24 protein-coding genes are annotated in these 24,504 nt (G+C 49.3%); 10 read left to right on the top strand and 14 right to left on the bottom strand.

Features of this window, described 5'->3' with window-relative positions; genetic code table 11:
- Positions 1–458: 458 nt before the first annotated feature.
- From Q0537_RS00965 to nadE, 12 genes are all read right to left on the bottom strand, one after another.
- Positions 459–1,856: a riboflavin kinase gene (locus Q0537_RS00965; RefSeq protein ID WP_299224325.1), complete on the bottom strand. Its 1,398-nt coding sequence runs from the start codon at positions 1,854–1,856 to the stop codon at positions 459–461.
- Positions 1,856–2,371, bottom strand: a complete 516-nt coding sequence (locus tag Q0537_RS00970) for a lipocalin family protein (protein WP_299224327.1) — start codon at positions 2,369–2,371, stop codon at positions 1,856–1,858. The genes Q0537_RS00965 and Q0537_RS00970 overlap by 1 nt, the downstream gene beginning before the upstream one ends.
- On the bottom strand, positions 2,361–3,581 hold the full coding sequence (locus Q0537_RS00975; RefSeq protein WP_299224329.1) for an SAM-dependent methyltransferase: 1,221 nt from the start codon (positions 3,579–3,581) through the stop codon (positions 2,361–2,363). Before Q0537_RS00975 ends, Q0537_RS00970 begins: the two co-directional genes overlap by 11 nt.
- Positions 3,571–4,164 (bottom strand): hypothetical protein, encoded by a 594-nt coding sequence (locus Q0537_RS00980; RefSeq protein WP_299224331.1) that lies wholly within the window; start codon positions 4,162–4,164, stop codon positions 3,571–3,573. The genes Q0537_RS00975 and Q0537_RS00980 overlap by 11 nt, the downstream gene beginning before the upstream one ends.
- Positions 4,161–6,167, bottom strand: a complete 2,007-nt coding sequence (ligA, locus tag Q0537_RS00985) for an NAD-dependent DNA ligase LigA (RefSeq protein WP_299224333.1) — start codon at positions 6,165–6,167, stop codon at positions 4,161–4,163. The genes Q0537_RS00980 and ligA overlap by 4 nt, the downstream gene beginning before the upstream one ends.
- Positions 6,164–6,352 carry a hypothetical protein gene (locus tag Q0537_RS00990; protein ID WP_299224335.1) on the bottom strand — a complete coding sequence of 63 codons (189 nt, stop codon included), beginning with the start codon at positions 6,350–6,352 and terminating at the stop codon, positions 6,164–6,166. The genes ligA and Q0537_RS00990 overlap by 4 nt, the downstream gene beginning before the upstream one ends.
- Positions 6,342–7,064: a 3-deoxy-manno-octulosonate cytidylyltransferase gene (gene kdsB / locus Q0537_RS00995; protein WP_299224337.1), complete on the bottom strand. Its 723-nt coding sequence runs from the start codon at positions 7,062–7,064 to the stop codon at positions 6,342–6,344. Before kdsB ends, Q0537_RS00990 begins: the two co-directional genes overlap by 11 nt.
- Positions 7,061–8,614: a threonine synthase gene (gene thrC, locus Q0537_RS01000; RefSeq protein WP_299224339.1), complete on the bottom strand. Its 1,554-nt coding sequence runs from the start codon at positions 8,612–8,614 to the stop codon at positions 7,061–7,063. Before thrC ends, kdsB begins: the two co-directional genes overlap by 4 nt.
- Before the next feature lie 121 nt (positions 8,615–8,735).
- Entirely contained in the window at positions 8,736–9,593 is an 858-nt protein-coding gene (gene argB, locus Q0537_RS01005; protein WP_299224340.1) for an acetylglutamate kinase, read from the bottom strand.
- 18 nt (positions 9,594–9,611) lie between these two features.
- Entirely contained in the window at positions 9,612–10,715 is a 1,104-nt protein-coding gene (locus Q0537_RS01010; RefSeq protein ID WP_299224342.1) for a tetraacyldisaccharide 4'-kinase, read from the bottom strand.
- Complete coding sequence (locus Q0537_RS01015) at positions 10,708–11,844, bottom strand: DegT/DnrJ/EryC1/StrS aminotransferase family protein (protein WP_299224344.1); 1,137 nt, start codon at positions 11,842–11,844, stop codon at positions 10,708–10,710. The genes Q0537_RS01010 and Q0537_RS01015 overlap by 8 nt, the downstream gene beginning before the upstream one ends.
- 10 nt (positions 11,845–11,854) lie before the next feature.
- Positions 11,855–12,658 (bottom strand): NAD(+) synthase, encoded by an 804-nt coding sequence (gene nadE / locus Q0537_RS01020; RefSeq protein WP_299224346.1) that lies wholly within the window; start codon positions 12,656–12,658, stop codon positions 11,855–11,857.
- Between the two features lie 95 nt (positions 12,659–12,753).
- On the opposite strand from nadE, the gene Q0537_RS01025 reads away from it, so the two are divergent.
- Positions 12,754–13,353 carry an MBL fold metallo-hydrolase gene (locus Q0537_RS01025; protein WP_299224349.1) on the top strand — a complete coding sequence of 200 codons (600 nt, stop codon included), beginning with the start codon at positions 12,754–12,756 and terminating at the stop codon, positions 13,351–13,353.
- A 569-nt stretch (positions 13,354–13,922) separates the two neighbouring features.
- On the opposite strand, the gene cmoB is transcribed toward Q0537_RS01025, so the two are convergent.
- Positions 13,923–14,816, bottom strand: a complete 894-nt coding sequence (gene cmoB, locus Q0537_RS01030) for a tRNA 5-methoxyuridine(34)/uridine 5-oxyacetic acid(34) synthase CmoB (protein ID WP_299224351.1) — start codon at positions 14,814–14,816, stop codon at positions 13,923–13,925.
- 107 nt (positions 14,817–14,923) lie between these two features.
- Here cmoB and Q0537_RS01035 point away from each other — a divergent pair, with 107 nt between their 5' ends.
- The 7 genes from Q0537_RS01035 to Q0537_RS01065 all read left to right on the top strand — a co-directional run bounded on the left by Q0537_RS01035 (position 14,924) and on the right by Q0537_RS01065 (position 21,693).
- Complete coding sequence (locus Q0537_RS01035; RefSeq protein WP_299224353.1) at positions 14,924–15,979, top strand: transglutaminase-like domain-containing protein; 1,056 nt, start codon at positions 14,924–14,926, stop codon at positions 15,977–15,979.
- A 91-nt stretch (positions 15,980–16,070) separates the two neighbouring features.
- Positions 16,071–16,235: a hypothetical protein gene (locus Q0537_RS01040; protein WP_299224355.1), complete on the top strand. Its 165-nt coding sequence runs from the start codon at positions 16,071–16,073 to the stop codon at positions 16,233–16,235.
- Positions 16,236–16,369: 134 nt separating this feature from the next.
- Entirely contained in the window at positions 16,370–17,440 is a 1,071-nt protein-coding gene (locus tag Q0537_RS01045) for a transglutaminase-like domain-containing protein (protein WP_299224357.1), read from the top strand.
- 406 nt (positions 17,441–17,846) lie between these two features.
- Positions 17,847–18,248: an aryl sulfotransferase gene (locus tag Q0537_RS01050; RefSeq protein ID WP_299224359.1), complete on the top strand. Its 402-nt coding sequence runs from the start codon at positions 17,847–17,849 to the stop codon at positions 18,246–18,248.
- Entirely contained in the window at positions 18,241–18,501 is a 261-nt protein-coding gene (locus Q0537_RS01055) for a cation transporter (protein WP_005871832.1), read from the top strand. The genes Q0537_RS01050 and Q0537_RS01055 overlap by 8 nt, the downstream gene beginning before the upstream one ends.
- A gap of 282 nt (positions 18,502–18,783) precedes the next feature.
- On the top strand, positions 18,784–20,061 hold the full coding sequence (locus tag Q0537_RS01060) for a M20/M25/M40 family metallo-hydrolase (protein WP_299224361.1): 1,278 nt from the start codon (positions 18,784–18,786) through the stop codon (positions 20,059–20,061).
- Positions 20,062–20,361: 300 nt separating this feature from the next.
- On the top strand, positions 20,362–21,693 hold the full coding sequence (locus Q0537_RS01065; RefSeq protein WP_299224363.1) for a hypothetical protein: 1,332 nt from the start codon (positions 20,362–20,364) through the stop codon (positions 21,691–21,693).
- Positions 21,694–21,874: 181 nt separating this feature from the next.
- Here Q0537_RS01065 and nth read toward each other — a convergent pair whose 3' ends face one another.
- Positions 21,875–22,510, bottom strand: coding sequence for an endonuclease III (gene nth / locus Q0537_RS01070; RefSeq protein ID WP_299224365.1), 636 nt, complete (start codon positions 22,508–22,510; stop codon positions 21,875–21,877).
- Positions 22,511–22,615: 105 nt separating this feature from the next.
- Between nth and Q0537_RS01075 the strand changes: the two genes are divergently transcribed.
- Together Q0537_RS01075 and fbaA are read left to right on the top strand one after the other, a co-directional pair.
- Positions 22,616–23,425 carry a peptidyl-prolyl cis-trans isomerase gene (locus Q0537_RS01075; protein WP_291936539.1) on the top strand — a complete coding sequence of 270 codons (810 nt, stop codon included), beginning with the start codon at positions 22,616–22,618 and terminating at the stop codon, positions 23,423–23,425.
- 14 nt (positions 23,426–23,439) lie between these two features.
- Positions 23,440–24,504 carry a class II fructose-bisphosphate aldolase gene (gene fbaA, locus Q0537_RS01080; protein ID WP_299224367.1) on the top strand — a complete coding sequence of 355 codons (1,065 nt, stop codon included), beginning with the start codon at positions 23,440–23,442 and terminating at the stop codon, positions 24,502–24,504.

Here is a 24,504-nt window from a genome sequence, read left to right on the forward strand (position 1 = left end):
GCGCTACATCTCGGCTCGCACCGAGCTTCGGGTCGCAATCTAGTCGGTGCGGAATTTGCGCGAGCAAATTTTACTCTGCTTGGCAGCTTTACGAGCCAAGAGCTCGCGCCGTTAAACTTTAGCGTTTAAATTTTATGCCGCCGAATTTTGCACCGCCAAACCAGCTTCTTCAAATTTTTTAAGCATGGGCGCATAGTGCCCAAAAGCCCTGCAAGCGGAATTTCGTAAGCGTTTTTACGATTTTGCACATCGCAAATTTTAAGCTCGGCAAAATTCACGCTTGGCTAGACGCGAAATTTAGCCGCTTAGCTCCTGTTTTGCACTCAAGGGTTAGCCGCTAATTTGGGCTTTGCCCACAGCTAAAATCTGCGCTATCGCTAATTTTAGCGCGGCTTGCGTTCAGTTTCGCATAAGCCTAAGCTAAAAGCGCGTTAAGGCTCCGAGAGCGGAAAGCGCTACTAAATTTCGCGACCTTGCAAAATCCGCTCCGCTTCGGCAGCATCTTTTAAAATTTGTTCTTTAAGGCGCGCCGGATCGGTAAAATTTTGATTTTCGCGCAGGAATTTTATAAATTTCACGCAGGCAAATTTCGCGCCGTTGTTTTTGCCCGCAGCCTCTAAATTTTTATTTTCGGCGCCCAGGCTCTCGTTCGCCGCAAAATTTTGCATAGAAATTTCGGCCGAATTGCGCACCGAAATTTTATCTAAATTTCGCGCAGGATCTGTAGCCTGGCCCTCGCAGCACGGCGCGCGATCTTGCTCGGAATTTACGGCTTCAAAGCCCGTAAAGTCCCCCAAAATGTGCGTTTCAAGCGCAAAAGCCCCGTCGGTGCTAAGGCGCTCTCCTACGAAGCTCACGCTTTTATATCTTGCGCCGCGCACGCTCGTGACGGTTGCGTAAACTCCGCTTTTTGGGATAAAAAACCGGCCCGGCTCGAGATTTAGCGTCGCTACGAACTCCCGCGCGCCGCGCCCCTGGCCGCGCACGATCCGTCCGCAGATCTCGTAATCCCGACCTAAGAGCTCCGCCGCCTCTTCGCACCGACCGCGCGATAAAAGCTCCTTGATCCTACTTGAATGCACGCCGCCGCCGCTTAAGCAAAACTCCCCTACGACGCAGGTTTGCCCGCGAAATTCGCGCCTTAAAAATTCCACGTCCCACGCCCGATCACGCCCAAATCTAAAGTCCTCGCCCACGACAATTTTTTGTAAATTTATGAAATTCTGCCTTAAAAGTGCGATAAATTCGCCTCCGCTAAGGCTTTTGATAGTGCGTAGATCGCAATAAAAAATCTTTTTGTTCGTAAACGCCTGCCGTGACGCAAAAGGGGTTAGCTTCGTGCCACCACCTGCTAGGATTACGATTATTGCGCCGTGTTCACCTAGGTGCTCAAATAATTTTTGATGTCCAAGGTGCATGCCGTCGAAGTTACCGATTGCTACGGCGCGCACATTATCGCGGTTTGCGCCTTGTAGCGTTGCGAAAATATCGCCTCGTGCGAACTGCTCGCTTAGGCGCGCACGCAGTACTTCCGCACAAGCAGGAAGCGTGCCTTGAGCCTGCACGTCTACGTCATTGCTGCAAGCGTCGTTATAAGCCGTTTTACTGCCAAAAGTCGTTTCATTGCTGCAAGAGGTGTCGGTGTCTGCTTCATCTGCGCGGTGCGCATCGCCGGTTTTATTTTTGCGTAGCTCTTGCTTCGGGTGTTCGATACTTTTAGATGAATTTTCCCCATTGCTTGTGGAATTTTGCTCCGCAAAATTTTGCAAGCTGGAATTCTGCGCTACGAAATTTTGCTCTTTAAAATTCCGTAGCGAAGCCTCTGTATGGTCTTTACATGATTTTTGATTAGCCATTATTGCTGCTTCGTCCAGACGATTTTTTTGGTGTCGTAGCCGCTGTGCTTCGCCTTTTTCAGATAGAGGATGCGGATTGGCTCAGGCAGGGTTTTGCTGCGCGAGAGGATATACAGCTCGCTCGTATCGGCGCCGAAGATTAGGGCGTAGCGATAGTCGCCGTCCACCTGTGCCACGCGGTAGAGGGAGTCGGAAATCAGGCCTTTTTGATAGAGCAGGCCTATGTTTTTATCGCCTGCAAACTCCAATACATGCTGTTCGTTTTCGATTTTGCCAGAGCTTGTTTTGGCGGTTTTTAAAAGATTGATCGTGGAGTTTTTATCGACGAAGCACTCGTAGGCGGTGTTTTGCAGATCGTCGTCGCTGCCCTTCATGCGGGCGATCTCATACCAGCCGCCGCTAAATTTAGCGATGTCGAAGTTTTTTACGATCGGCGCTTTGGGGTTTAAGCTTTTGGCGCATGAGCCCAAAAATAGCGTGCTTAGCGCCAATATAATTAAGTTTTTAAATTTCATCGTTCATCCTTTTTAGAAGATAGAAAAATTCTTGATTCCCCTCTTTGCCCGTGATTTTGCAGGCGCTAGCGTGCAGCGCGGCAAGCCCTAGCTCGGCGCATAGCCGCTCAAATTTCGCTCGCGCGGCGCGCGCCGCTTTTTCATCTTTGAGCACCCCTTTTTTATTTCGCTTCGCCTCCGCGCCCACCTCAAATTGCGGCTTAAATAGAACGATGAGAGCGCTTTTTGCGAGGCTAGTGAGGCTTTTTAAGATCAAATTTAGCGAGATGAAGCTCACGTCGCAGGTGATGAGATCAAATTTTTTCTTGCTCGCAAACTCCCTGATGTCGGTGTTTTCGCGCACGATCACGCGGGAATCGCGTCGCAAAATTTCGCTTAACTGCGAGCTGCCGACATCAAGCGCGGTCACGCTCTTTGCGCCACGCTGAAGCAAAATCTGCACGAACCCGCCCGTGCTACTACCCACGTCCAAAACATCGGCTCCCGCTAAATTTAAAACCTCTTTTTGAGAGGGCTTTGTTTGTAGCGGCTCCGCGCCGCCTTCTCTGCGGCACGCGCCCGCCTTACCGCCCGATTTGGAGGCTGTCGCCGCATTTAAAATCTCTGCCGTTTCAGCGTCTGCGTCCGTTTGTAAAAGCTCCGCCGTATCGGCGCCCGCGCTCGTCTGTAAAAATTCCACTGCTTGTTTGTCTGCACCGGTTTGTAAAAGCACAGCCGCCTCGGCGCTAGTTTTTGCGGTACGGGTTGCTGCGACATCTACTTTTGCGATCTTTGTCGTCGCGGCAGCCGCGCTTGGAATTTTAGTCGCTTCGTCTGCGCCTAAAATTTTATCCGTAGCCGCAAAATCTGCACTTGAAATTTGCGTCGTTACTGCGCCTATTCTTTGCGTCGTCGTCGCTTTGCTATCTGCACTCTTTGCGACACTGCACGGCTTTAAAATTTCTGCCGCCGCGCTAGGCGAATTTGCGCCGCAGCTTGCTAAAAGCCCGTTTTCGGCGAGCTCGTCCAGAAAGCCCGCAAGCTTGAGCGCGCCCCTGCTTACGTAAATTTGCTCGGTCGCGCTGATTTCGCCGCTATGCTCGGGCGCGATCTGCGCAGAGGGCCTGTTTTGCACGGCGCCTCGCAGCAAAATTTTATCCTGCTTTATCAGCGCGGCGGCCTGATTTCTGCTGATTTTAAGCGTGTTTGCGACGAGCAGATCAAATCTCATTTTGCTTTTTCTCCGCGCCCCGATGAAATTTTAAGCTTGCGCAGTTTTTGCACGGCCTAGAGCTTAAAATTTTATCGCGCAAAGCAAAGCCGCGCGCAGCAGTGCCGCAAGGCTCAAACTTTAGCCCTCGCCGCGCCGTAAATTTAATCATACTATTCGTTGCAAATTTTAGCTCGCCGTGTGTTGCAAATTTTATCTCGTCGCTAGCGAAAATTTTAAAATTTTTCCTATCGGCGCAGTGTTTGCGCGCCGTAAAATTTAAAATATTTTCGCTTGCAGCCCTATCTATCGACATCGCGCTCGCCGTCTTGGCGTTGCGGTAGGCAAAGCCCGCACGCCTCGCAGAAACCGCCTCTCGGTTTGCCATTTTTGAGTGCGCCTCAAAGCCTGACGATACCGCGCCGACCGCTCGATTTGCTACCCTCGCTTTTAGCGGCAAATTTACCGCCCCCTCACACTCTTTAAAATTTTTAAAATTCTCGCGCCTTGTAAAAGATATAAGCGCCGCAGGGCGGAGATTGCTTTTAAAATTTAACCCCGCGCCGTTTGCGTGTGGGTTCGGCACCCAGCAAAAAACCTTCACTCGCCGCTCCCCGCAAGCATTTGGGGCTCGCTCTTGCCGGGTGAATTCGCACCGGTCGTCGCCAGGCTCGCGAGCGCTTCAAACTCGCTCTCGTCGATCACCCGCACGCCAAGCGAGCGAGCTTTTTGTAGCTTGGAGCCCGCTTCTGCGCCTGCGAGCACGAAGTCGGTCTTGGCAGATACCGAGCCCTGCACCTTCGCGCCCATCGCCAAAAGCCTAGCCTTAAACTCGTCGCGCGGGCGGCTTAGCGTGCCGGTGATGACGACGCTGCGGTCTGTGAAGGCGCTTTTGACGGTCTGCGTCTGGGGTGCGCGAGGCGTGATGATTTCGCTTAAATTTAGAATTTTTTCGCGATTTATCTTGCAAAACTCCTTCAGGCTCCTTGCCATCGCCTCTCCAAAGCCCTCCAGTCGCAGAATTTCATCCTCGCTCGCATCCAGCCAATCCTGCTCGAATGCCGCAGCGATCTTGCGCGCGGCCACCTCGCCGATGTGCTCGATCCCCAAAGAGGCGATGAAGCGCTCAAGCGGCGCGTTTTTGCTCGCATTTATCGCGCCCAAAAGATTTGAAATTTTTTTATCCGCAAAGCCCTCGAGATCCGCCAAATCCTGCGCGGCGAGGGCGTAAATGTCGCTGATCTTTGAAATTTTGCCGCTTTCAAAAAGTTGCGTAATCGTCGCATCGCTTAGCCCTTCGATATTCATGCATTTTTTGGAGCAGAAATAGATCAGCGAGCCTATCACGCGCGCCTTGCAATCGAGGTTTTGACACTTTATGAGCGCGCCTTCGTCAAGTAGCTTCTCGCCGCAAACCGGGCAGCGATCCGGGCGCGAAATTTCGCTCTGCGTGCCGTCTCTGCGCTGTTTGTAAACGCTCGTGATCTTCGGGATCACGTCGCCGCTGCGGATGATGCCTACGAAATCGTTTTTCATCAGCCCCAGCCGCGCGATCTCGTCGAAATTATGAAGCGTCGCGTTTGAAACGTTCGCGCCGTCGATATTTACGCTATCTACGACGGCTACGGGGGTGACCGCGCCGGTGCGGCCGACCTGCAGATTGATCTCGCGCAGCCTCGTTACCTTTTCGACCGCGGGGAATTTGTATGCGACCATAAAGCGCGGAAATTTCACCGTATAGCCCATCTGCGCGCACTTTGAAAGCTCATTTACGCGGATTACCATGCCGTCTAGCATCAGATCTTTGCTCGCGCGCATGCTATGCAGCGCCTCGTACGCGCTCCTGATCTCGCTTGCGCTCTTGCAGATGCGGCAAAACTCGTCGCGCAAAAAGCCGAGACTGCGCACAAACTCCATTATCTGCGAGTGCAGTGCAAAGCTTAAGGAATGCTCGCCCACCCCCCACGGGATAAATTTTAACTTTCGCTTCGCTACGATCGCGCTATCCAGCTGGCGCAGGCTTCCCGCGGCGGCGTTGCGCGGGTTTGAAAACAGACTCTCGCCGTTTGCGGCGCGCTCGTCGTTTAGCGCGTCAAAATCGCTCTTTGCGATCAGCGTCTCGCCGCGGATCTCGATCCTTTGCGCGTAGGGGATCTGAAGCGGCACCGATTTGATCGCTCTTGCGTTTTGCGTCACGTCCTCGCCTATAAGCCCGTCGCCGCGCGTCGCCGCGCTTATCAGCACGCCGCCTTCGTAGGTCAAATTTAGGCTCGCGCCGTCAAATTTCGGCTCGACGTAAAACTGCGCGCCGCTCTTCTCGCCGCGAGCCAGCCACGCCAAAAGGTCCGCGTCGTCGAAAATATCCTCCATCGACCACATCTGCGCGCCGTGAGCGAGCTTGGAAAAGCCCTCGCTGATCGCGCCTCCGATGCGCCGTGTAGGCGAGTAGGGCAGCGCGAGCTCGGGGTTTTGCTCTTCGAATTTCTCCGCTTGCGAATAAAGCTCGTCGTACTCCTCGTCGCTTGCGATCGGCTTATCGTCGGTGTAATATGCCCGCGCCCACGCATTTAGCGTATCTACGGCGGATCTGTATTCATCGTAATTCATCTTGCGCTCGCATCTTTAAATTTTAAAATTCCGCGCGCCATTAGAATTTCATGCGCCGTTAGAATTTTACGCTCCGCGGCAGGCCCCTGCGTCCCAAATTCCGTGCCGCGTAGCTCGTTATCGTTAAATTTTGTGGGTCCGCTCGCTTTAAATTTCGTGCTTAAAAAGGCGCGATCAATTTCCATTGCCGAACTCCTTTAGCGCGCGCTCGTAATCAGCCGGCGTGTCGATGCCGATGCTCGCAGTTTCGATCCCAAGCATCGCGATCTTCTCGCCCGCGCTTATGGCGCGAAGTTGCTCGAGTTTTTCGGTATCTTCCAGCGCTGAGGCGGGCAGGGCGCAAAACCGCTTTAAATTTTGCACGCTGTATGCGTAGATGCCGATGTGTCCGAGGTAGCACTCGCATGCCGCGCGCGGGTAGGGGATGAGCGAGCGCGAAAAATAGATCGCAAAGCCTGCGTTATCAAGCACTAGCTTGACTAAATTCGGATCCTCCGCCGCCTGAGGGCTTATATATTTGTAACAGCTAGCCATGAATGCGCCCTTTTGCGCGATCATGGCGTTGGCGAAATCTTTAAATTTAATCAAATTTTCGCTCTCAAAAAAGGGCTCGTCGGCTTGGATATTGATGATGATCTCGTTCTCCGCAAGCGCCGCGTTTGCGACCGCTTCAGCGATGCGGTCGGTGCCGCTTTGATGCTCGTGCGCAGTAAGAACGGCGTCAAAGCCGTAATCTTGCGCGATCTTTAAAATTTGCGGCTCATCCACGGCGATTAGCACGCGATCCGCTTTGGCGGCATTTTGAGCCGTTTTGATAAACATCGGCACGCCGCCAAACTCACATAAAATTTTATTTTTAAAGCGCGTCGAAGCAAGGCGCGCGGGGATTACTATCATTTTTTTATCCATTCTATTATGGCGTTTTTGATCTCGCTTTGCTCCACGACGCTAGAATGCACCTGCGGCGCGCTAAAAAGGCGCGAGATCTGCGGCGGAATGTCGCTGCGAAATTCCTTCGAAAGCGCGATCATATCGGCTCGCTCGTCCTCGCAAGCCCTGCCTTTGATCGCACCGATCATCGACGGCGTAAATTTAATCCACTTAGCGGTCGAGATGACGAGATTTAGACGGCTTTCGTCAAGCAGCTTGAAGCAGGTCGCCGTGTGCGGGTCGATCAGCACGCCGTGCTCACTTTCTTGCTTGATAAATTTAGCGCACTGCGCATCGTCGCAAAAATCCGCCTCGAAGACCTCGCGCAGCTTCGCAAGCTCGCTCGCGCTAAGCTTATAAAATTTATCTCGCGCCAGGCTCTGCATCAGCTCGTTCGTGCGCGTATCGCCGAACATATCGCTAAGCAGCCGCTCGACGTTGGAGCTAACTAAAATATCCATCGCAGGGCTAATCGTGCGGATGAGCTCACGATTTCGTAGATCGTAGATGCCGCGCGTAAAAAGCTCGGTTAGGATATTGTTCGCGTTTGAAGCGATCTTGATTTTGCCGATCTTTGCGCCCATTTTTTTGGCGAAATACGCTCCCAGCGCGTTGCCGAAATTTCCGCTAGGCACTATGACGTCGAAGGTGTTAAATTTAGAACCCTGTTTTGCGCTCTGCGCGCTGTTTGCGCCCACTGCGGCGTCTAAATTTTGACTGCACGCCTGGCACTGATCGCTTTGCTTTAAATTTTGCCCAAAGCTCAATACACCGTGCTTTGAGAAATAGATGCTAGCGTAGAGGTAGTAGATGATCTGAAATAAAATCCTGCCGAAATTTACCGAGTTTGCGGCGCTTAGATTTAAATTTGCGCGCGCGAGCTCGTTTTTGAAATCATCGTCTGCCAGCAGCGATTTTAGCGCGCGTTGCGTGTCGTCGAAGTTGCCGCGCACGCCTAAAATTTTAAGATTTGCCGCGCTTTGCTTTACCATCTGCTGGCGCTGTATCTCGCTCGTGCCGCCCTGCGGGTAGAGGCAGACCGCTTTGATATTCTCGTCGTCCGCAAAGGCCTCCAGCGTCGCAGGCCCCGTGTCGCCGCTCGTGGCGCACATTATTAAGAATTTCTCGCCTCTGGATTTTGCGATGCTTTTTAAAAGCGCGCCGAAGGGTTGCAGCGCCATATCCTTAAACGCAAGCGTCGGGCCATGGTAAAGCTCCAAAATATAGGTGTTTTCGCTTAGTTTTTTGATCTGAACGGGGCAAGCGGGATTTTCAAATTTATCGTAACGCTTTAGCGCGTCTTCAAAGACCTCGCTGCTTACGTCAAAATTGAAGCTCTCGATGATTTTAAGCGCGATCTGTTTGTAGCTCAGATCCTCGCACTGCTTAAAAAAATCCTCGTTCAAAAGCGGCAGCCTCTCGGGGCTGAAAAGCCCGCCGCCGCTCGCGCTCGGATTTAGCAGCGCATAGCTAAGATCCGCTTTTTGCGAAAAATCTCTCGTTGAAACCAGTTTCATCTTTTTCCTTTTTAAAATTTTAAAATTTACGCCCGCCTAGACACTTTAAATTTGATCGTTTAGACTTTTTGCACGGACTTGCGGCATTGCCGCTTTAAGCCTGCCGTCTCCGCGCTCGCGCCTAAATTTCTTCCTTTATCAAACTTCCTATGCCGCCGTCCGTGAAAAGCTCAAGCAGGATCGAGTGCGGAATTTTGCCGTTGATGATATGCGCGGCACTTGCGCCGTTTCGCACGCATTGCAGGCACGCATCGACCTTTGGGATCATGCCGCCTGCGATCGTGCCGTCCTTTTTGAGTTTCGAAATGAGCGCGGCATCGAGCTTGCTGATTAAATTTCCCTCTTTATCGAGCACTCCGTCAATGTCGCTTAAAAATATCGCCTTACTCGCTTTTAGCGCGGCTGCGATCCTGCTGGCGCAGAGATCGGCGTTGATATTAAAGCTTACGTTTTCGTCCGTCTCGCCGCCCGCAAGCGGGGCGATTACCGGCAGATAGTCCTTTTGTAGCAGGTCATTTATCAGCTTGGTGTTTACCTCGGTGATCTCGCCTACGAAGCCGTATTTTTTCTCATCGAGGAATTTTGCCCTCAAAAGCCCGCCGTCCTTGCCGCTGATACCGATCGCGGGCGCGCCGTTTTGGTTCAAAAGCGCCGTAATCTCTTTATTCACCGCGCCGCTTAGCACCATCTCGGTAATTTCGATCGCGTCTTTATTCGTTATGCGAAGCCCGTCCTTAAACTCGCTCTGCACGCCGATCTTATCCAGGGTCTGATTGATCTTTTTGCCGCCGCCGTGCACGACGATGATCTTGATGCCGACCATATGCAAAAGCACGATATCGCGGGCAAAATCAAGCTTAAGCGTATCGTCGGTTTGCGCCGCGCCGCCGTATTTGACGACGAAAATTTTATCTCTAAATTTACGGATATAGGGCAGCGCGGAGATGATTACTTCGGCGGTTTTGCTCTTTTTTATCATAAAATTCCTTTAAAAACCTTATTTTATCATAGCTTGGTTTATGTAGTTTTGAATTTCGCGGATAAAGTTTTCGCTTAGCTTTAAATTTAGCAAAATCACCGAAATTTCCGCGCCAAAATCCCTTAATTTCACGTAATCTTTCGCCGTGCAAAGGATATGCTCCGCATCCTCGCGTCTTAGCAGCTCTAAAATCTGCTCTTTTTTGAAATCATAATGGTCGGGGAAAAATGCGTGAGCTTTTGCGAGCGGCAAAAACTCTTGCAAGCGCCAAGGTTTGGCGATAGCGCTGATTAAGATCATGCGGGATCTCTCAAAACCAGCCTCTTTGGAATTTAAAATTTTATCCGCGGCGGCGGAATTTAAATTTGAAATTTCATCTGTGGCGCGATTTAAATTTAAATCCGAAATTTCGTCTGCGTCGGAATTTAAAATTTCATCCGCAGGATTTGAAATTTCATCCGTGCCGTTTAGCGCGCCTTGCAGATCCGCCGCCGAAACAATCTTAAAGCCCTGCGAAATATCGCTCGGCGCGGGTATGAAATCCGCAAATTTATAAAAAAACGGCGGGTAGCGATACGCGGCGAACGGCAGGCAAAAGGGTAGCTTCGGCGCGCTTTGCGGGCGCAGCAAGATATCAAATTTAGAGATATTAAATTTAGAAAATCCGTCGTCTAAAATCACCAACTCAAAGCCGAGAGTTTGCGCGCGCAAAATCCCTGCAGCGCGATCTTCGCTGACGATCACATTTGCACCGCGCAAAAACAGCGCGTATTCCATCGCCTCATCGCCGCTTTGCCGCACGTCGCAAAGTACCCGTCCGCCGAGCGCTACTTCGAGCAAGCCTCTGCTTTTGCGCCCGTATCCGCGAAGGATGATGCAGGTTTTGAGCTCCCTATTAAATTCTTTAAAAAGCGCCCGTACTAGCGGGGTTTTGCCGCTGCCGCCGAGGGTTAAATTTCCGACGCTGATTATTGGAATTTTAAATTTTTGCGGCTTAGCAAAGAGCCTTTTTAGGCAGACGATAAGCGTATAAAGTAGCGTTAACGGCGCTAAAATCACTCCGAGCGCAAGCCATGCAGGGCTTGGGTCGTATAGGTTTCGCTCGATTAGGAGTTTAAACACGATTTTGCGCTATCTCTTTGATCTGCTCGCAGATGTAGCTCACATCGTCGTCGCTAAGCGCCGTGTAGATCGGCAAGGATAAAATTTGCTGATAGTTTTTAAGCGCATTCGGGAAATCATTGACCTTGTAATTATATTTGCTTTTGTAGTAGCTTAGCAGGTGCACCGGCACATAGTGCAGCGATACGCTTACTCCGCGCGCGATCAGCGCTTTGGCAAAATCGTCGCGGTTTTTGTCGATCCTTACGATGAATTGAGTATAGATATGCTCCTCGCTGTCGCTTGGAAGCGTCACGTGAGGGCAGTTTGCGAGCTGCTCGCGATACGCTGCGGCGATCTGCTTGCGGCGCTTTATAAAAGCGTCGGTTTTTTCAAACTGGGCGATCGCGTAAGCGGAATTTATGGCGTCAAGATCGTATTTTTGACCGATGCGATCGACGTCGTAGGTAAAGGACATATTGCCGTCTTTGTAAAAGGCGTCTCCCACGATGCCGCCGTTTCTTAAAATTTGCGCGGCGCTTGCGATCTCATCGTCGTTCGTAACGAAAAAGCCCGCCGTAGAGATCGCATCTTGCGCTTGAGGATTGATCTGAAAGCACGATATGAGCGAGCTTTTAAGCGCTCCGATTTTTGCGCCCTTATAGGTAGCGCCCATAGCGCGGCACGCATCGTCGATGAGGATGATATTTTCGCTTTTGGCGACCTCGCTGATGGCGTCTATATCCGCAGCAAGTCCTGCGATGTGCGAGATGAAAGCGCATTTTAGCTTCTTGTGGCGGTTTTGATCTATCGTGCGAGCAAGGCTTTCGCTCGTAATGTTAAAGCTTATCGGATCGATATCTACGAAAACGGGCTCTGCGTCGAAGTGGCGGATCACTTCGGCGACATTAGGGAAGGAATTTACGGAGCATAAAATTTTATCTCCGCGCTTAATATCCATTGCGCAAAGCGCCAGATGCAGCGCCGTCGTGCCGCTCGTAGTCGATACGGCGTGCTTTACGCCGAAATATTTACAAATATCCTCTTCAAAAATTTCGCTATATCTTATATCGCTGTTGTAGAGGGCGCTTTTAATTAAGTCTTCCTCTTTTTTATCGATTTGAGCCTTATAAAACGGTATCTCTTTCATAAATCTCTCCTTAGTGTGCGGGCTCTATGCGAGCCACGGCCGGCATACGTAGTTTGAAGTTGTTTTTTAAAATTTTACGCACGATCAGTTTTACCAGATCTTTATTGTGGTTGGATTTTTTCAGATATTTCAGATCGTCCGCGCAGATCTGCTCGCCCGAGCGAATTTTAGCCCTTAGATTAGCTCGCGAAAAAATATCTTTTAGCACGCTATCTAGGATTTCGTAGTCGTATCCGAGATCCTTTTCGTCGCTTTGGTTTTCCCATAGATCGGCGCTTGGGGCTTTTTTGATGATCGCATCGTCTATGCATAAAATTTTTGCGAATTTAAACAGATCGGTTTTTAAAATTTCTCCGATCGGATTAAACGCGCATGCCATATCGCCGTAGATCGTGCCGTAGCCGAGCATCCTCTCGCTAAGATTGCTCGTGCCTACGACTACTCCGCGTTTTTGCGCGCTGTAATCATAAAGTAAGCTCATTCTTACGCGCGCGGCGAAATTTCCGATGCGAAGAGCGCTTGCACCGGGATTTAAAGCGGTAAAATTTTCTACAAATGGCGCGATCTCTTTGATCTCGTAGGGAATATTAAAGGATTCGCAGTGAAAGATGCCGTCTGCCATATTTTCTAAATTTGAACCCGCGCTAGGCAGGATAAGCCCGTAAGTAGGGATCTCAGTAAGCGCACAAAGTGCGGAAACCACGGCGCTGTCAAGCCCACCGCTGATGCCTACTACAAAGGCGTCCGCACCCGTTTCATCGAGTCTCTCCGATAAAAAATCGGTTAGTTGCGGCAGCAAATCGTCCAAAAACATAATATTTAGCCTTAAAATTTTACGTTAAATTGTGCGAATTTTAACTATTTTTGGCTAAATTACGGCTTTAATTTAAGCTTAAAAGGAGGATTTAAATGCAAATTTTAAAAAAAGCTTTCGGTGAATACGCGACGAACTGCTACATTCTAAAGGGTGAGCAGGGCGATCTGGTGATCGATCCGGGGCAGGGCAGCTTTGATTGGGTGATGCAAAATACGGGAAAGATCGCCGCGGTTTTGAATACGCACGGGCATTTCGATCATGTTTACGACGACGCCAAGCTGCAAAGGGCGGGCGCTAAAATTTATATCCACGAGGAAGACGCCTTTATGCTGCGGGCGGATCCTTTTGAGACGATGCCAGAATCCATAGAAGCGGACGTGCTCATAAAAGGGCAGGAGCAAAGCTTTGAAATAGCGGGCTTTAACGTTAAATTTAGCCTTTTTGCAGGACATACGCCGGGCAGCTGTATGATCGAAGTGGGCGACGCGATCTTTAGCGGCGACGTAATATTCAAAGGCTCTATCGGCAGATGGGATTTTCCCTTTTCAAGCGGCGAGCAGATGAGAGAGTCTTTGCGTAAAATTTTGCAGATAAAGGGCGATTTTACGCTCTATCCGGGGCACGGAGCAAATACGAGCCTAGCGGCCGAGAGGCAAAATTTAAAATATTTTTTGCAGCTTTTTGAGCGCTGATCGTTTAAATTTAACTGCGTTTCGCCGCACAATAAACGGTGAAGCGGTGTAAAGCTGCTCAGCGCCGAAAAATTTATGCCGCTTTGTTCGTGGGCGCTAGAATTTGTGCCGCTTTGCTCACATTGCAGGCGCCGAAATTTGCCGCTTAATTTACGGTCGCGGGCGTTAAATTATGCGCTGCGTTCGCACTGTGCGCGCATTAACGTGCGCTACGTAGATAAAATTTTAAAATTTACCGCCGCTTGATTAAATTTAATAAAATTCCGCGCCGCCGCGTATGCAAGACGCAAAGCGTAATGCAAAAGCAAAATTTAAAATTCGTGCCGCCGTGCGTGTAAAACGTAACGCATGAGGCGAAATTTAAAATTTTGCGTCGCACTGATCCTAGTCGCTACAATGCGATCTAATCCAATTTAAGCTCGCTAAATTTAGCTAAATTCCGCGCTCTGTCGAATGCAAATTTTTCTCCGCGAGCCGATAAATTCGATAAAATTTTACACGTTCTTAAAGGCACAGATATCATTCCATATCGGTGCACGGGTACACGAAAAATGTTTTAAAGGCGCAGATCACGCCCTAAGCCGCACGTAGATACGCCTCGGGGCGGGATAGCCCTCGATCGTGCGCGAGCTATCGAGCGGGTCTAGAAAATTCTCCAAGCTCTGCCCGTCGATCCATTCCGTCTTGCGCTGCTCGCTAGCATCCGTGGGCTTTTGAGCCAAAATTTCAAAATCTCTGAATTTCGCCCTCTCGCACCAATTTAGTAGCGCGCCGACGGTCGGGACGAAGTAGATATTTGAAATTTTTGAGTAGCTGTTTTTCGGGCACAGCGCGAAATCACCAGCCCCTTCGATATACATCGTATCTAAAAACACTTCTCCGTCCGCATTTAGCGAGGCGCGCAGATCTTTTAGCATCTTCACGGGATCGCTGCGATGGTAGATGACGCCGAGGCAGAAGATCGTGTCGAATTTGTGCTCGTAAAACGGCAGATGCTCAACGCCTAAAAGCTCGAATTTCGCGCCACTGCGGAGGAATTTCTCGATGAAGCGAAACTGCAGATAAAATAGCGCGCTCGGGTCAAACCCCACAAGCCGCGCAGGCGAGAGCTCGCTTGCGCGAAACATATAGTAGCCGTTGTTGCAGCCTACGTCGGCGACGGTTTTGCCGCTCAGATCTAAAAACGGCCGCAGCAGGTTAAATTTCACGAAGCTTCGCCACTCGGCATCGATAAAAAGATCATTCAGCGCGAAAGGCCCCTTGCGCCACGGCTTTAGCGCTCGCGCGATACGCAAAATTTCATCTCTCTGCTCCGCGCTAGCGTTAAAGCTTGCACGTACGACGTCGCCGCACTCGCAGTCACACTCGTCTATTTGTAGCGCCTCGATCGCGCTTAAAATTTCGCGGTTTTGCCCGCTTTGCAGCTTTTTAAAGTTCTCGTCTCTGATTTTTTGCAGATCCATTTTTAATCCTAAAATTTCAAATTTAGCGCCATTTTAACATAAAATTTTATCCATTTTAAGGCGCAAAGAGATAAAATCGACTTGCAATTCAAGCAAAGGAGCAAAAAATGCAAGAAGCAAAAACGAGAAAATTCAGTCTCAGGTTTAATCACGAAATTTCAAGTAGTGGCGCAGAGGTGCGGCTTTGGCTGCCGTTAGTGCTGCAAGAGCCGTATCAAAGGTTGCTTGGCGAATATCATGCCCGCTCAAATGCGCAAGAGTCGGCTATTTGCGGAGATCATATAAGCACGTACTACGCGCGCTTCGCACCCGATAAAGAGGCAAGAGCAGGCGTCGGCAAATACGGCGAGCAAGGTGTCGTAGGTGAAGAGGATGATTATTTTGAGCTTAGCTTCGATATTGAAATTTCGGAGCGAAACACCGATTTTAGCAAGGTAAGTTTTGACGAAAATGAGCGCTTGAGCCCCGAGATCGAGGAGTTTTTAAAGCCTTCAAAGCTAATTCCGGTAGAAGGCGCTGCGAAACAAAAATCAGACGAGATCACCGACTCGCTTAAAGGTGATCTGGAGAAAGCGCGCGCGATCTATGATTGGGTCGCAAAAAATATGAGTCGCGATAATAGCGTGATCGCATGCGGCAGCGGCGATGCAGCGGCGATTTTAAGCAGCGGCAAGCTAAGCGGCAAATGCGCCGATATTAATAGCGTGTTCGTCGCGCTCTGCAGGGCAGCGGGCATTCCTGCGCGCGCTATTTACGGCATCCGCACGGGCGCGGCGCAGAAATTTTCGCCTGAAATGGGCGTCATGGGCGCTCTAAGCGGCGGTGCGCTTGAAATTTCGGGCGCGCAGCACTGCAGAGCGGAATTTTATCTCAAAGGCCACGGCTGGATCCCGGTTGATCCCGCGGACGTTACGAAGGTGCGATTGGGCGAGAACTTAAGCGAGGATGATTCCAAGCTGGCGCGGGTGCGCGAGTATCTTTTTGGCAACTGGGAGCCTTGCTGGCTGGGCTTTAACTACGCTCGCGAAATCGTGCTAAATCCGCGCCCGGCGCATGTCCCGATTGAAATTTTTTCGCATCCGTATTGCGAAGTGGGTGGCACGCCGAAAGATCCGTACTCGCCTAAAAATTTTATCTACGAGTATTTTTCGCGCGAAATTTAGCCTTCTGATGGCTTGCATTTTGCTGCCGCGATTTGCTTAAGCTAAGCCGCCGCGTTTCGTCGAAGCTCAACCGTTTCATCGAAGCGTACGCTTGGCTTTTGCGACAGCGGCGCTTTTTGCGTGGTTTTGCCTACGCCGCCGTATATTGCCTGCGCGCCTAGTTTGCGGGCTATCATGCCCGCTTTGGCGAAATTTTGAAATTTTAAAATTCCGCGGCGAGCAAAATTCTAAAATTTTAAAGCGAGCGAAATTTTGAAATTTTAAATATGGATAGAATTTTAAAATTTACGACTTGTGGAATTTTAAATTTAGCGATTTCAAAGCCACAAAAGGCTAAAATCCATGCGTAATTAGGGCTAAGGCTTAGCCATTTTATTTTGAAGGCATTTCATGCAAAGACGCGATTTTTTAAGAAACACTGCGATTTTAGGCGCCGTTATGGCAACTCCGAGTACCATTTTGGGCGGAGAAAAAGTCATTGGCAAAAAGAGAGCTTTCGGGCTATCGCTAAATCACGAAATTTTGGAAGAGGGCAAGCAGACTCGGCTTTGGATACCGCTTCCTCTTATCACGGAATATCAAAAGGTAAGCGACATAAAATTTGACGGCAATTTCAACGATCCGTCCGTGGACTATGGCGAAATTCCTACGCTCTATGCCGGCTACGTCGGTGTGGCAAAGCCCACGCTAAATATTAAATTTAGCGTCGAGACCTTTGAGCGTAACACCGACTTTAGCAAGGTAAAATTTAATCCGAACGAGAAGCTTAACCCCGAGGTGGCGAAGTTTTTAGAGCCTAGCACGCAGATTCAAATCGACGGCGTCGTCAAGCAAAAATCAGACGAGATCGCAGGCAGCATCAAGGGTGATCTGGAAAAGGCGCGCGCGATTTATACGTGGGTGGCAAACACTATGCAGCGCGATAACAGCGTGCTAGGCTGCGGGCTAGGGGACGTGAAGCAAATTTTAAGTAGCGGCAAGTTAAGTGGCAAATGCACCGACATAAATAGCGTTTTCGTCGCACTTTGCCGTGCGCAAGGCATCGCCGCAAGAGAGATGTTTGGTATCCGCGTCGGCGCGTCGAGATTTAGCGCTCAAATGGGCGCCGCGCCTAAAGACGGCGTCAGCCATATCTCGGGCGCGCAGCACTGCAGGGCGGAATTTTATCTAAAAGGCCACGGCTGGATCCCCGTCGATCCCGCGGACGTTACAAAGGTGCGATTGGGCGAGAAGCTAAGCAATGACGACAGCAAGCTTGCTAAAATTCGCGAGTATTTATTCGGCAACTGGGAGATGTGCTGGATTGGCTTTAACTACGGCAGAGACTTCACGCTAAGCCCACGCCCAGCGCAGTTTCCGATCAATAATTTCGGCTATCCTTACGGCGAAGTGGACGGCAACACGCTTAATTACTACTCGCCGAAAGATTTCAGCTACGATTACAGATCGAAGGAGCTGTAGCGGTTCGCGTTTTGCTATGCGGCACGTCGAACTACTTGAGCTTTTTGAGTAGGTATACAAGAAAGGCTTCCCGCTAGACGACTTTGGGCGGATGTGTAAAAGCGCGCCTAATCTACGTGCTGTCGCGTCTGCATTGGAAAAGAATTCCGCGCTTTATTTGGCGTGGAATTTTAAAATTTTTAGAATTTTGCGAGCGACATGGCGGCGAAATTTTGAAATTTTAAAGCGAGCAAAATTTTGAAATTTTTCGGCGCGAAATTTTAAAATTTACGGCTTGCGGAATTTAAAATTTCGCCTCTTTGCCACTCTGTGCGAAATTTGAGCGGTAAAATTTGCAGATAAAATTCCACGCCAAAAGCCGGCTAAGGTGCGACAAGATTATTAAGATTATACTTAAAGGCAAAATTTGAAAACTGAACTAGAAAATCCCGCGCAAGAAACCTTGGCTCAAAAGCGAGAAGATCCTAGAAAAAATCGCTTCAGCACGCGCAGTCTGTGGCTGATATTCGCCGCGATTTTTAGCGCGGTTGCGGCGACGTTTTGCTGCCTGCCCGCGCTTTTATTTTTGATTTTCGGCGCGAGCTTTTCCATTTTTTCAGGCGCAGAGGCGCTGGAAGGTTACCGTGCGCCGCTTTCTGCGTTAGCGCTTTTTTGCTTCGCGCTCTCGGCATTTTTCTTTTTCAAAAAGCCGCGCGCATGCTCACTGCAAAGCGGACGCAAAAAATGGATTCTGATCTACGCGCTTTTAGGAGCCTTGCTTGCCTTTATGCTTACATATCCTGAAATTTTAGGAGGGCTTTATGCGTAAAATTTTATTTTTGATGCTTGGATTTACAGCGCTTTTTGCCGACAAAGAGGTTAAAATTTACGTGGAAAAAATCCACTGCCCGCTCTGCACTACGATCGTGCGAAAGGCGCTTTTGCAAACGCCAGGCGTGATAAGCGCGAAGGTTTCACAGCAGAGCAAAACCGCGACCGTCGCGGCAAAGGATGATGCAAACGAGACCGCGATGCTTGAGGCGATCGCTAAAACGGGCTATGAAGGCGTAATCGTAAAATAAAAATCCCCGGCAAAATTCTGACTAAATTTTAAATAAAATTCTTGCTAAATTTCGGTAAAATTCATGCGACTTTGCATAAAATTTCATTTTGCGCGGCTTGCCTGCGGCGTAAGCTAGCGCGATTGATAGAATTCTGCGTGTATTTTGCGGAAGCGCTATGTCGGCGCGATCGCGTTTAAATTTAGTAGAATTTCGTAAGCGCTTAAGCGGGCGCGGGCGCGCTTAAATTTAACGGGCGTGTCGCAATAACGCGCGGATATAATAAATTCAAAAGGAGCAAACATGCAAAAAAACGAGGTTATGAACGATTTTAAGAAGCTGTGCGAGATACCGCACTGCAGCTGCGAAACGGAGCAGATGAGGGAGTTTTTGGCGGATTTTGCGCGCTGCCAGGGCTTTAGCGTGAGCGTCGATGAGGCGGGCAACATCCACGCCGTAAAGGGCGAGCCTAAAATTTGCTTGCAAAGCCACTACGACATGGTTTGCGTGGGCGCGGCGCCGAATTTGCAGCTCATTGAAGAAAACGGCATCCTAAGAGCCAAAAACTCGACTCTAGGCGCTGACGACGGCATCGGCGTGGCGATGATGATGGGCGCGATGCGGGAGTTTGCGAATTTAGAGTGTCTATTTACCAACGACGAAGAGGTTGGGCTCGTGGGCGCAAACGCCTTTAAGGGTAAAATTTTATCGCCGAATTTGCTAAATTTAGACAGCGAGGAGGACGACCGCGTGACGCTGGGATGTGCCGGCGGCATAAACGTGAGCGCGAAAATAGACGCCGCGAGCGTCAAAAAGAGCGGTAAAATTTACGAGATCGGCGTTACCGGGCTTAGCGGCGGGCACTCGGGCAACGAGATACATAAAAATATCCCAAACGCGACGAAGCTACTAGCGAAATTCCTCGCCGAGGAGGGCTGCGAGCTAATCAGCCTTGATTTTGGCGAGAGGAGTAACTCGATCCCCGCAAACGCCGTGTGTAAAGTGCTCTGTGCGCATGAGCCGGCGCAGCGCGGCCTGGCGTGGGTAAAGAGCCTAGGCGAGGGCGAAGCGGACATGCTGGTAAACAGCGGCAAAATTTTGGCGCTTATCAACTCCTTCGCCCAGGGCGTGCGCAGCTACGACACGCAGCTTGGCATGGTAAATGAAAGTATAAATCTCTCGACGGTTAAGCAGAAGGGCGAAGTGATCGAGTTTGACTTTTTCGGACGCGCGATGAAGCGCGAGGGGCTCGAAAATCTTGGCTTTGAGACTAGCACTCTGGCTAGCGCGCTGGGTTTTGAGGTCAGAGTAACCGACCGCTCGGCGAACTGGGCGCCGCACGTCAGCGACTTCGCGCATCTGGTGCTTGAGGAGCTACAAAAACAAAAGCCGCAAGCGAAATTTGCCGCCGTGCATGCTGGCCTTGAGTGCGGCGTACTGGTCGCAAAACAGCCCGAGCTGCAAGCCTGCTCCATAGGCCCCAACATCCACTCGCCTCACTCCGTGAACGAGCACTGCGAGATAGCGTCGGTGGAGATGATGGCGGAAGTCGTAAGAAATATAATCGCTAGGCTTCAGTAGTTTGGAAAGGCTTGTCTTTTGAGCGTCTTTGAATGAGTTTGAAATTTTAAGTCTGCGGCAGACTACCTGTCTAGCCTTGACTTAAAATTTCTGCACAGCATTCAAATCCATCTCAAAAATACTTCGCCTTAAAATTTTTGCGGCGGCTTGCCTCGCGAGTGCTTTTGAAAGAGATTTTTGCTTCGCTTTGCTCGCAACTACTTCTTAAAAAGCTGCGAACACAAAGAATGAAGCAGAGCGGACGCTAAAATTTGCTCGGCGAGACCGCTTGCCGAAATAGCAATTTAAAAGGAGATAAAAATGGAAAACCAGATCAAAAATTTTCTACAAAATTGCGAGCAGATTATTAAATTGCAGGTAAAGCGATACGAAAACCATAGCTCTTTTGCGACGAAAATTCCACCCGTTTCTATACTGCCTTATGATGAATTTGAGAAAAAATACGGCTCAAATTTATATTTGGATGGTAGTTTTGACGTGCTGGTGTTTGACGGCGATCTTAGCCTATCGGGAGGCACGATAAATGCCGCTTGGCTTAAGGATAAATTTAACGAAGCAGGCGGCAAAAATAACGCACGAGCGATGTTTGTTAACGGAAATTTATCCACCGGCGGCGATATCATCGATGATGATTATCTGTTTTTACAGGTCGCTAAAGATACGGCGTGTGATTATCTGCATTCGCAGGACGGCGTTATCGCAATCGGCGGCAATCTAACGGCGCTTTGGGGCATAAGCGGCGAATACAACGACGGAATGTTGCAGGTTTTTGGAAAAACGCAAGCGCCGTATATCGTCTCAAACGACCACGCGATGCCTGATCATAGCGCTAGCGAATGCGTCTATGTCCTAGACGGACGGATCGGTCAAAGCTACCTAGGCGCGCTTGATGGTTGGGAATTTTTTGAAGATTGCGAGCTGATGTTTAAGGATGGAATTTGCGAAGATGAGCATCAGATCGATATTTCCGCCTTTTTTAAATTTGTAAAAAAGGGCGTTAATCCGATGGTGGATTTTAAAACTTTTGAAGCTAGAAAAGCCGCCTGGGACGAAGAAAATGAAGAGCAGGAGCCAGAAGATACAGGCGATCTGCCTAAAAATTCCGAAACCGTCGCCGAGATATTAAATTTAGAAAATTTCAACCTCAGCGATGAGGAACTATACGAGTATATGATGAGCGAATTTGAGGCCATAGAAAAAATCGGCGACGAAAGCGAAAAATATGCTTATGGCGGCAGAGCTTTCAAACTGCCTATCATTGCGGCGAGGATGGCGGAAAATTGGCGGCTGATTACCCAGCGTTACTCTGCGCAGCAGATAGATGACCTACGCAAAATCATCATTAAGAGCGCGACTAATTTGGCTGATTATTTTTTAAAAATCGGCGATAAAAAACAGCTTGCATTCATCTATGAATTTTTAAACGATGATGCGGTGAGCATCGAAAAGGACGAGCCGTTTTTATATGAAACGCTGGTGCGCGCGGGCTTGGAGTTGCAAGATTACGATAGCACTTACGCGCTAGTGTCCGTCATCGATAAAAAGTCCGAATTTTTGCCGCAGGAGATGGCAAAAAGCATCGCGGACGTGATTAAAAGCGAAGGATACCGGGCTTGGCTGGCAAAACAGTAAGCTCCAAAAAGCAAAATTTTAAATTTTTCTAAAAGATAAAAATCAAAAGAGGCGTTTATAAAATTTCAATCTAAATTTTAGCGCCATAATAAGCCGAATGTCTGCCGTAAAGCGGGTTTAAACAAGGCGTCAAAATTTTAAAATTCCGTCAAATTTAAGCTCGCATCTGCAGGCTAAAATTTTACGGAAAATTCTTATCCTTGCTGCTGCACAGCTCGTTTAAAAAACACTCTTTGCAGTTTGGCTTTATCGCTTTACAGGTGTAGCGGCCGAAAAGCACCATGCCTTGGTGCAGCTTGCCAAGATCCGTCTTAAAAGCCTCGCTTAGATCGCGCTCCGTAAGCTCGGGCGTCTTTGCGCGGCTCAGCCCCAGGCGATGCGCGACGCGAAAGACGTGCGTATCCACCGCCATCACGTTTGCGCCCGCGCCCTCCAAAAGCACGACGTGAGCGGTCTTTTGCCCCACGCCCGCAAGAGATTTTAGCCCCGCTTCATCAAGCGGCACTACGCCGTCAAAGTCGCGAACCACCGCCTGCGCCATTTTGATTAAATTTACCGCTTTGTTGTTGTAGAAATTGCACGAGCTAATTAGCAGCTTTACGCTTGCCAGATTGGCCTTTGCGAGCTCCTCAACGCTAGGAAATTCCGCAAAAAAGCTCGGCGTGATCAAATTTACCCGCTTATCGGTACACTGCGCGCTAAGCATCACGCAGACTAAAAGCTGATAGGTGTCTTTGAATTTCAACTCACTGCGCTCTTCCGCGAAGTTTTGCAGAATTCTCTTTTTTATCTCTAAAATATCTTTTTTACTTCTCATTTACATTTCCTCAAGGCGGAATTCTACCCTAAAATTCTAAAGTACAGTTTGATTGTTAACAACTTTGAGTTATAATCGCCGTTAAAATTTTTTTAAGGAATTGTGATGAAAAAAGTTTTATTTACAGCACTTAGTTTGGCTGCCGCTATCAGCCTCAACGCTACCGTTTACGCTACCGTCAATGGCAAAGACGTAACCGAAAAAGAGCTTGCTCCGCTACTTCAAGGCATAGGCAATGTAGATATCGCCGCTCTTAACGCGGATCAAAAAAAGGAGCTTATCGATAAAGGCATCGATCTGATGCTGCTAACGGATGAAGCTAAAAAATCGGGCGTTATGGACGAAGACGTTTATAAAAAAGAGCTTGAAATCGTAAAAGATAACTTAGCACTTCGCGTATGGCAGGCTAAAGAAGCCAGCAAAATAAATATCGACGATAAAGAAATAGCCGATTTTTATAACAAAAACAAAGCGCGCTTTACCGAGCCTGCGAGAATCAAAGCGGCTCAGATCGTCGTTAAAACCGAAGCCGAGGCAAACGATATTATTAAGCAGTTAAAAGGGCTTAGCGACAGTGCACTATTTACTAAATTTGCAGAGCTTGCCAAAGCCAAATCTATCGATCCGCAGGCTAAACAAACCGGCGGCGAGCTAGGCTGGATGCCTAGCGATCAGGTCAAGCCTTTTGCCGATGCGATCTCTAAGATAAAAGATGGTCAAATCACTACTAAAGCGATTAGAAGCAGAGTCGGATATCACGTCGTGTTAAAAGAGGAGTCTCAAGCTAAAAAGCAGTTAAGTCAAAGCGAAGCAAAGCCTTTTATTGAGCGCGTGCTTAGACAGCAAAAAGCGGCGAAAGTAGTCGAGCAAAAAGCGGCAGATCTTCACAAAAACGCTAAAATCGAGTATAAATAATATAGGAGCTAAAAATGGGCGTTTTAGATATAGTAAAACCGGGCGTTTTAAGCGGCGATGACGTAAGTAAGGTCTATGCGTATGCGAAGCAGCAGGGCTTTGCGATCCCTGCGGTAAACGTAGTGGGGAGCAACTCCATCAACGCCGTCTTGGAAAGCGCTAAAATCGCAAATTCGCCCGTTATTATTCAGTTTAGCAACGGCGGCGCAGCGTTTTATGCGGGAGCTACTTGCCCTAATGCCGCGGTTTTGGGCGCTATCGCAGGCGCGCATCAAGTGCATGCTTTGGCGGCTCATTACGGCGTTGCGGTGATTTTGCATACCGATCATGCCGCAAGGAAGCTGCTTCCGTGGATCGACGAGCTCATTAAGGCCAACGCCGAGAATAAAAAAGCTCATGGCGTGCCGCTGTTTAGCTCGCACATGCTCGATCTTAGCGAGGATGATTTGGAGCTAAATTTAGCGACCTGCGAGAAGTATTTGGAAATTTTAAGCGATCTTGGAATTTCGCTTGAGATCGAGCTTGGCGTCACGGGCGGCGAAGAGGACGGCGTCGATAATACTGGCGTCGATAACGCGCGGCTTTACACCCAGCCCGCAGATGTCGCGCTTGCCTACGAGCGACTTGGCAAAATCAGCGATAGATTTAGCATTGCAGCAAGCTTTGGCAACGTCCACGGCGTGTATAAGCCTGGCAATGTTGTGCTGAGACCTGAAATTTTGAAAAATTCGCAAAAATTCGTCCGCGAAAAATTTAATCTGCAATCCGAAAAGCCTGTAAATTTCGTCTTTCACGGCGGCAGTGGCAGCGAGACCTCTGACATCAAGGCAGCCGTAAGCTACGGCGTAGTTAAGATGAATATCGACACCGACACGCAGTGGGCGTTTTGGGACGGCGTGCGCGCTTATGAGGCCAAAAATCGCGGCTATTTGCAAGCTCAAATCGGCAATCCGGAAGGTGAGGACAAGCCAAATAAAAAATTCTACGATCCTCGCAAATGGCTGAGAGCAGGCGAGCAGAGTATGGTGGCGCGCTTGCAGGTCGCATTTGACAATCTAAATTGCCTAAATAGGAACTAA

This window comes from uncultured Campylobacter sp. (assembly GCF_938017775.1).
Taxonomy (GTDB): Bacteria; Campylobacterota; Campylobacteria; order Campylobacterales; family Campylobacteraceae; genus Campylobacter_B.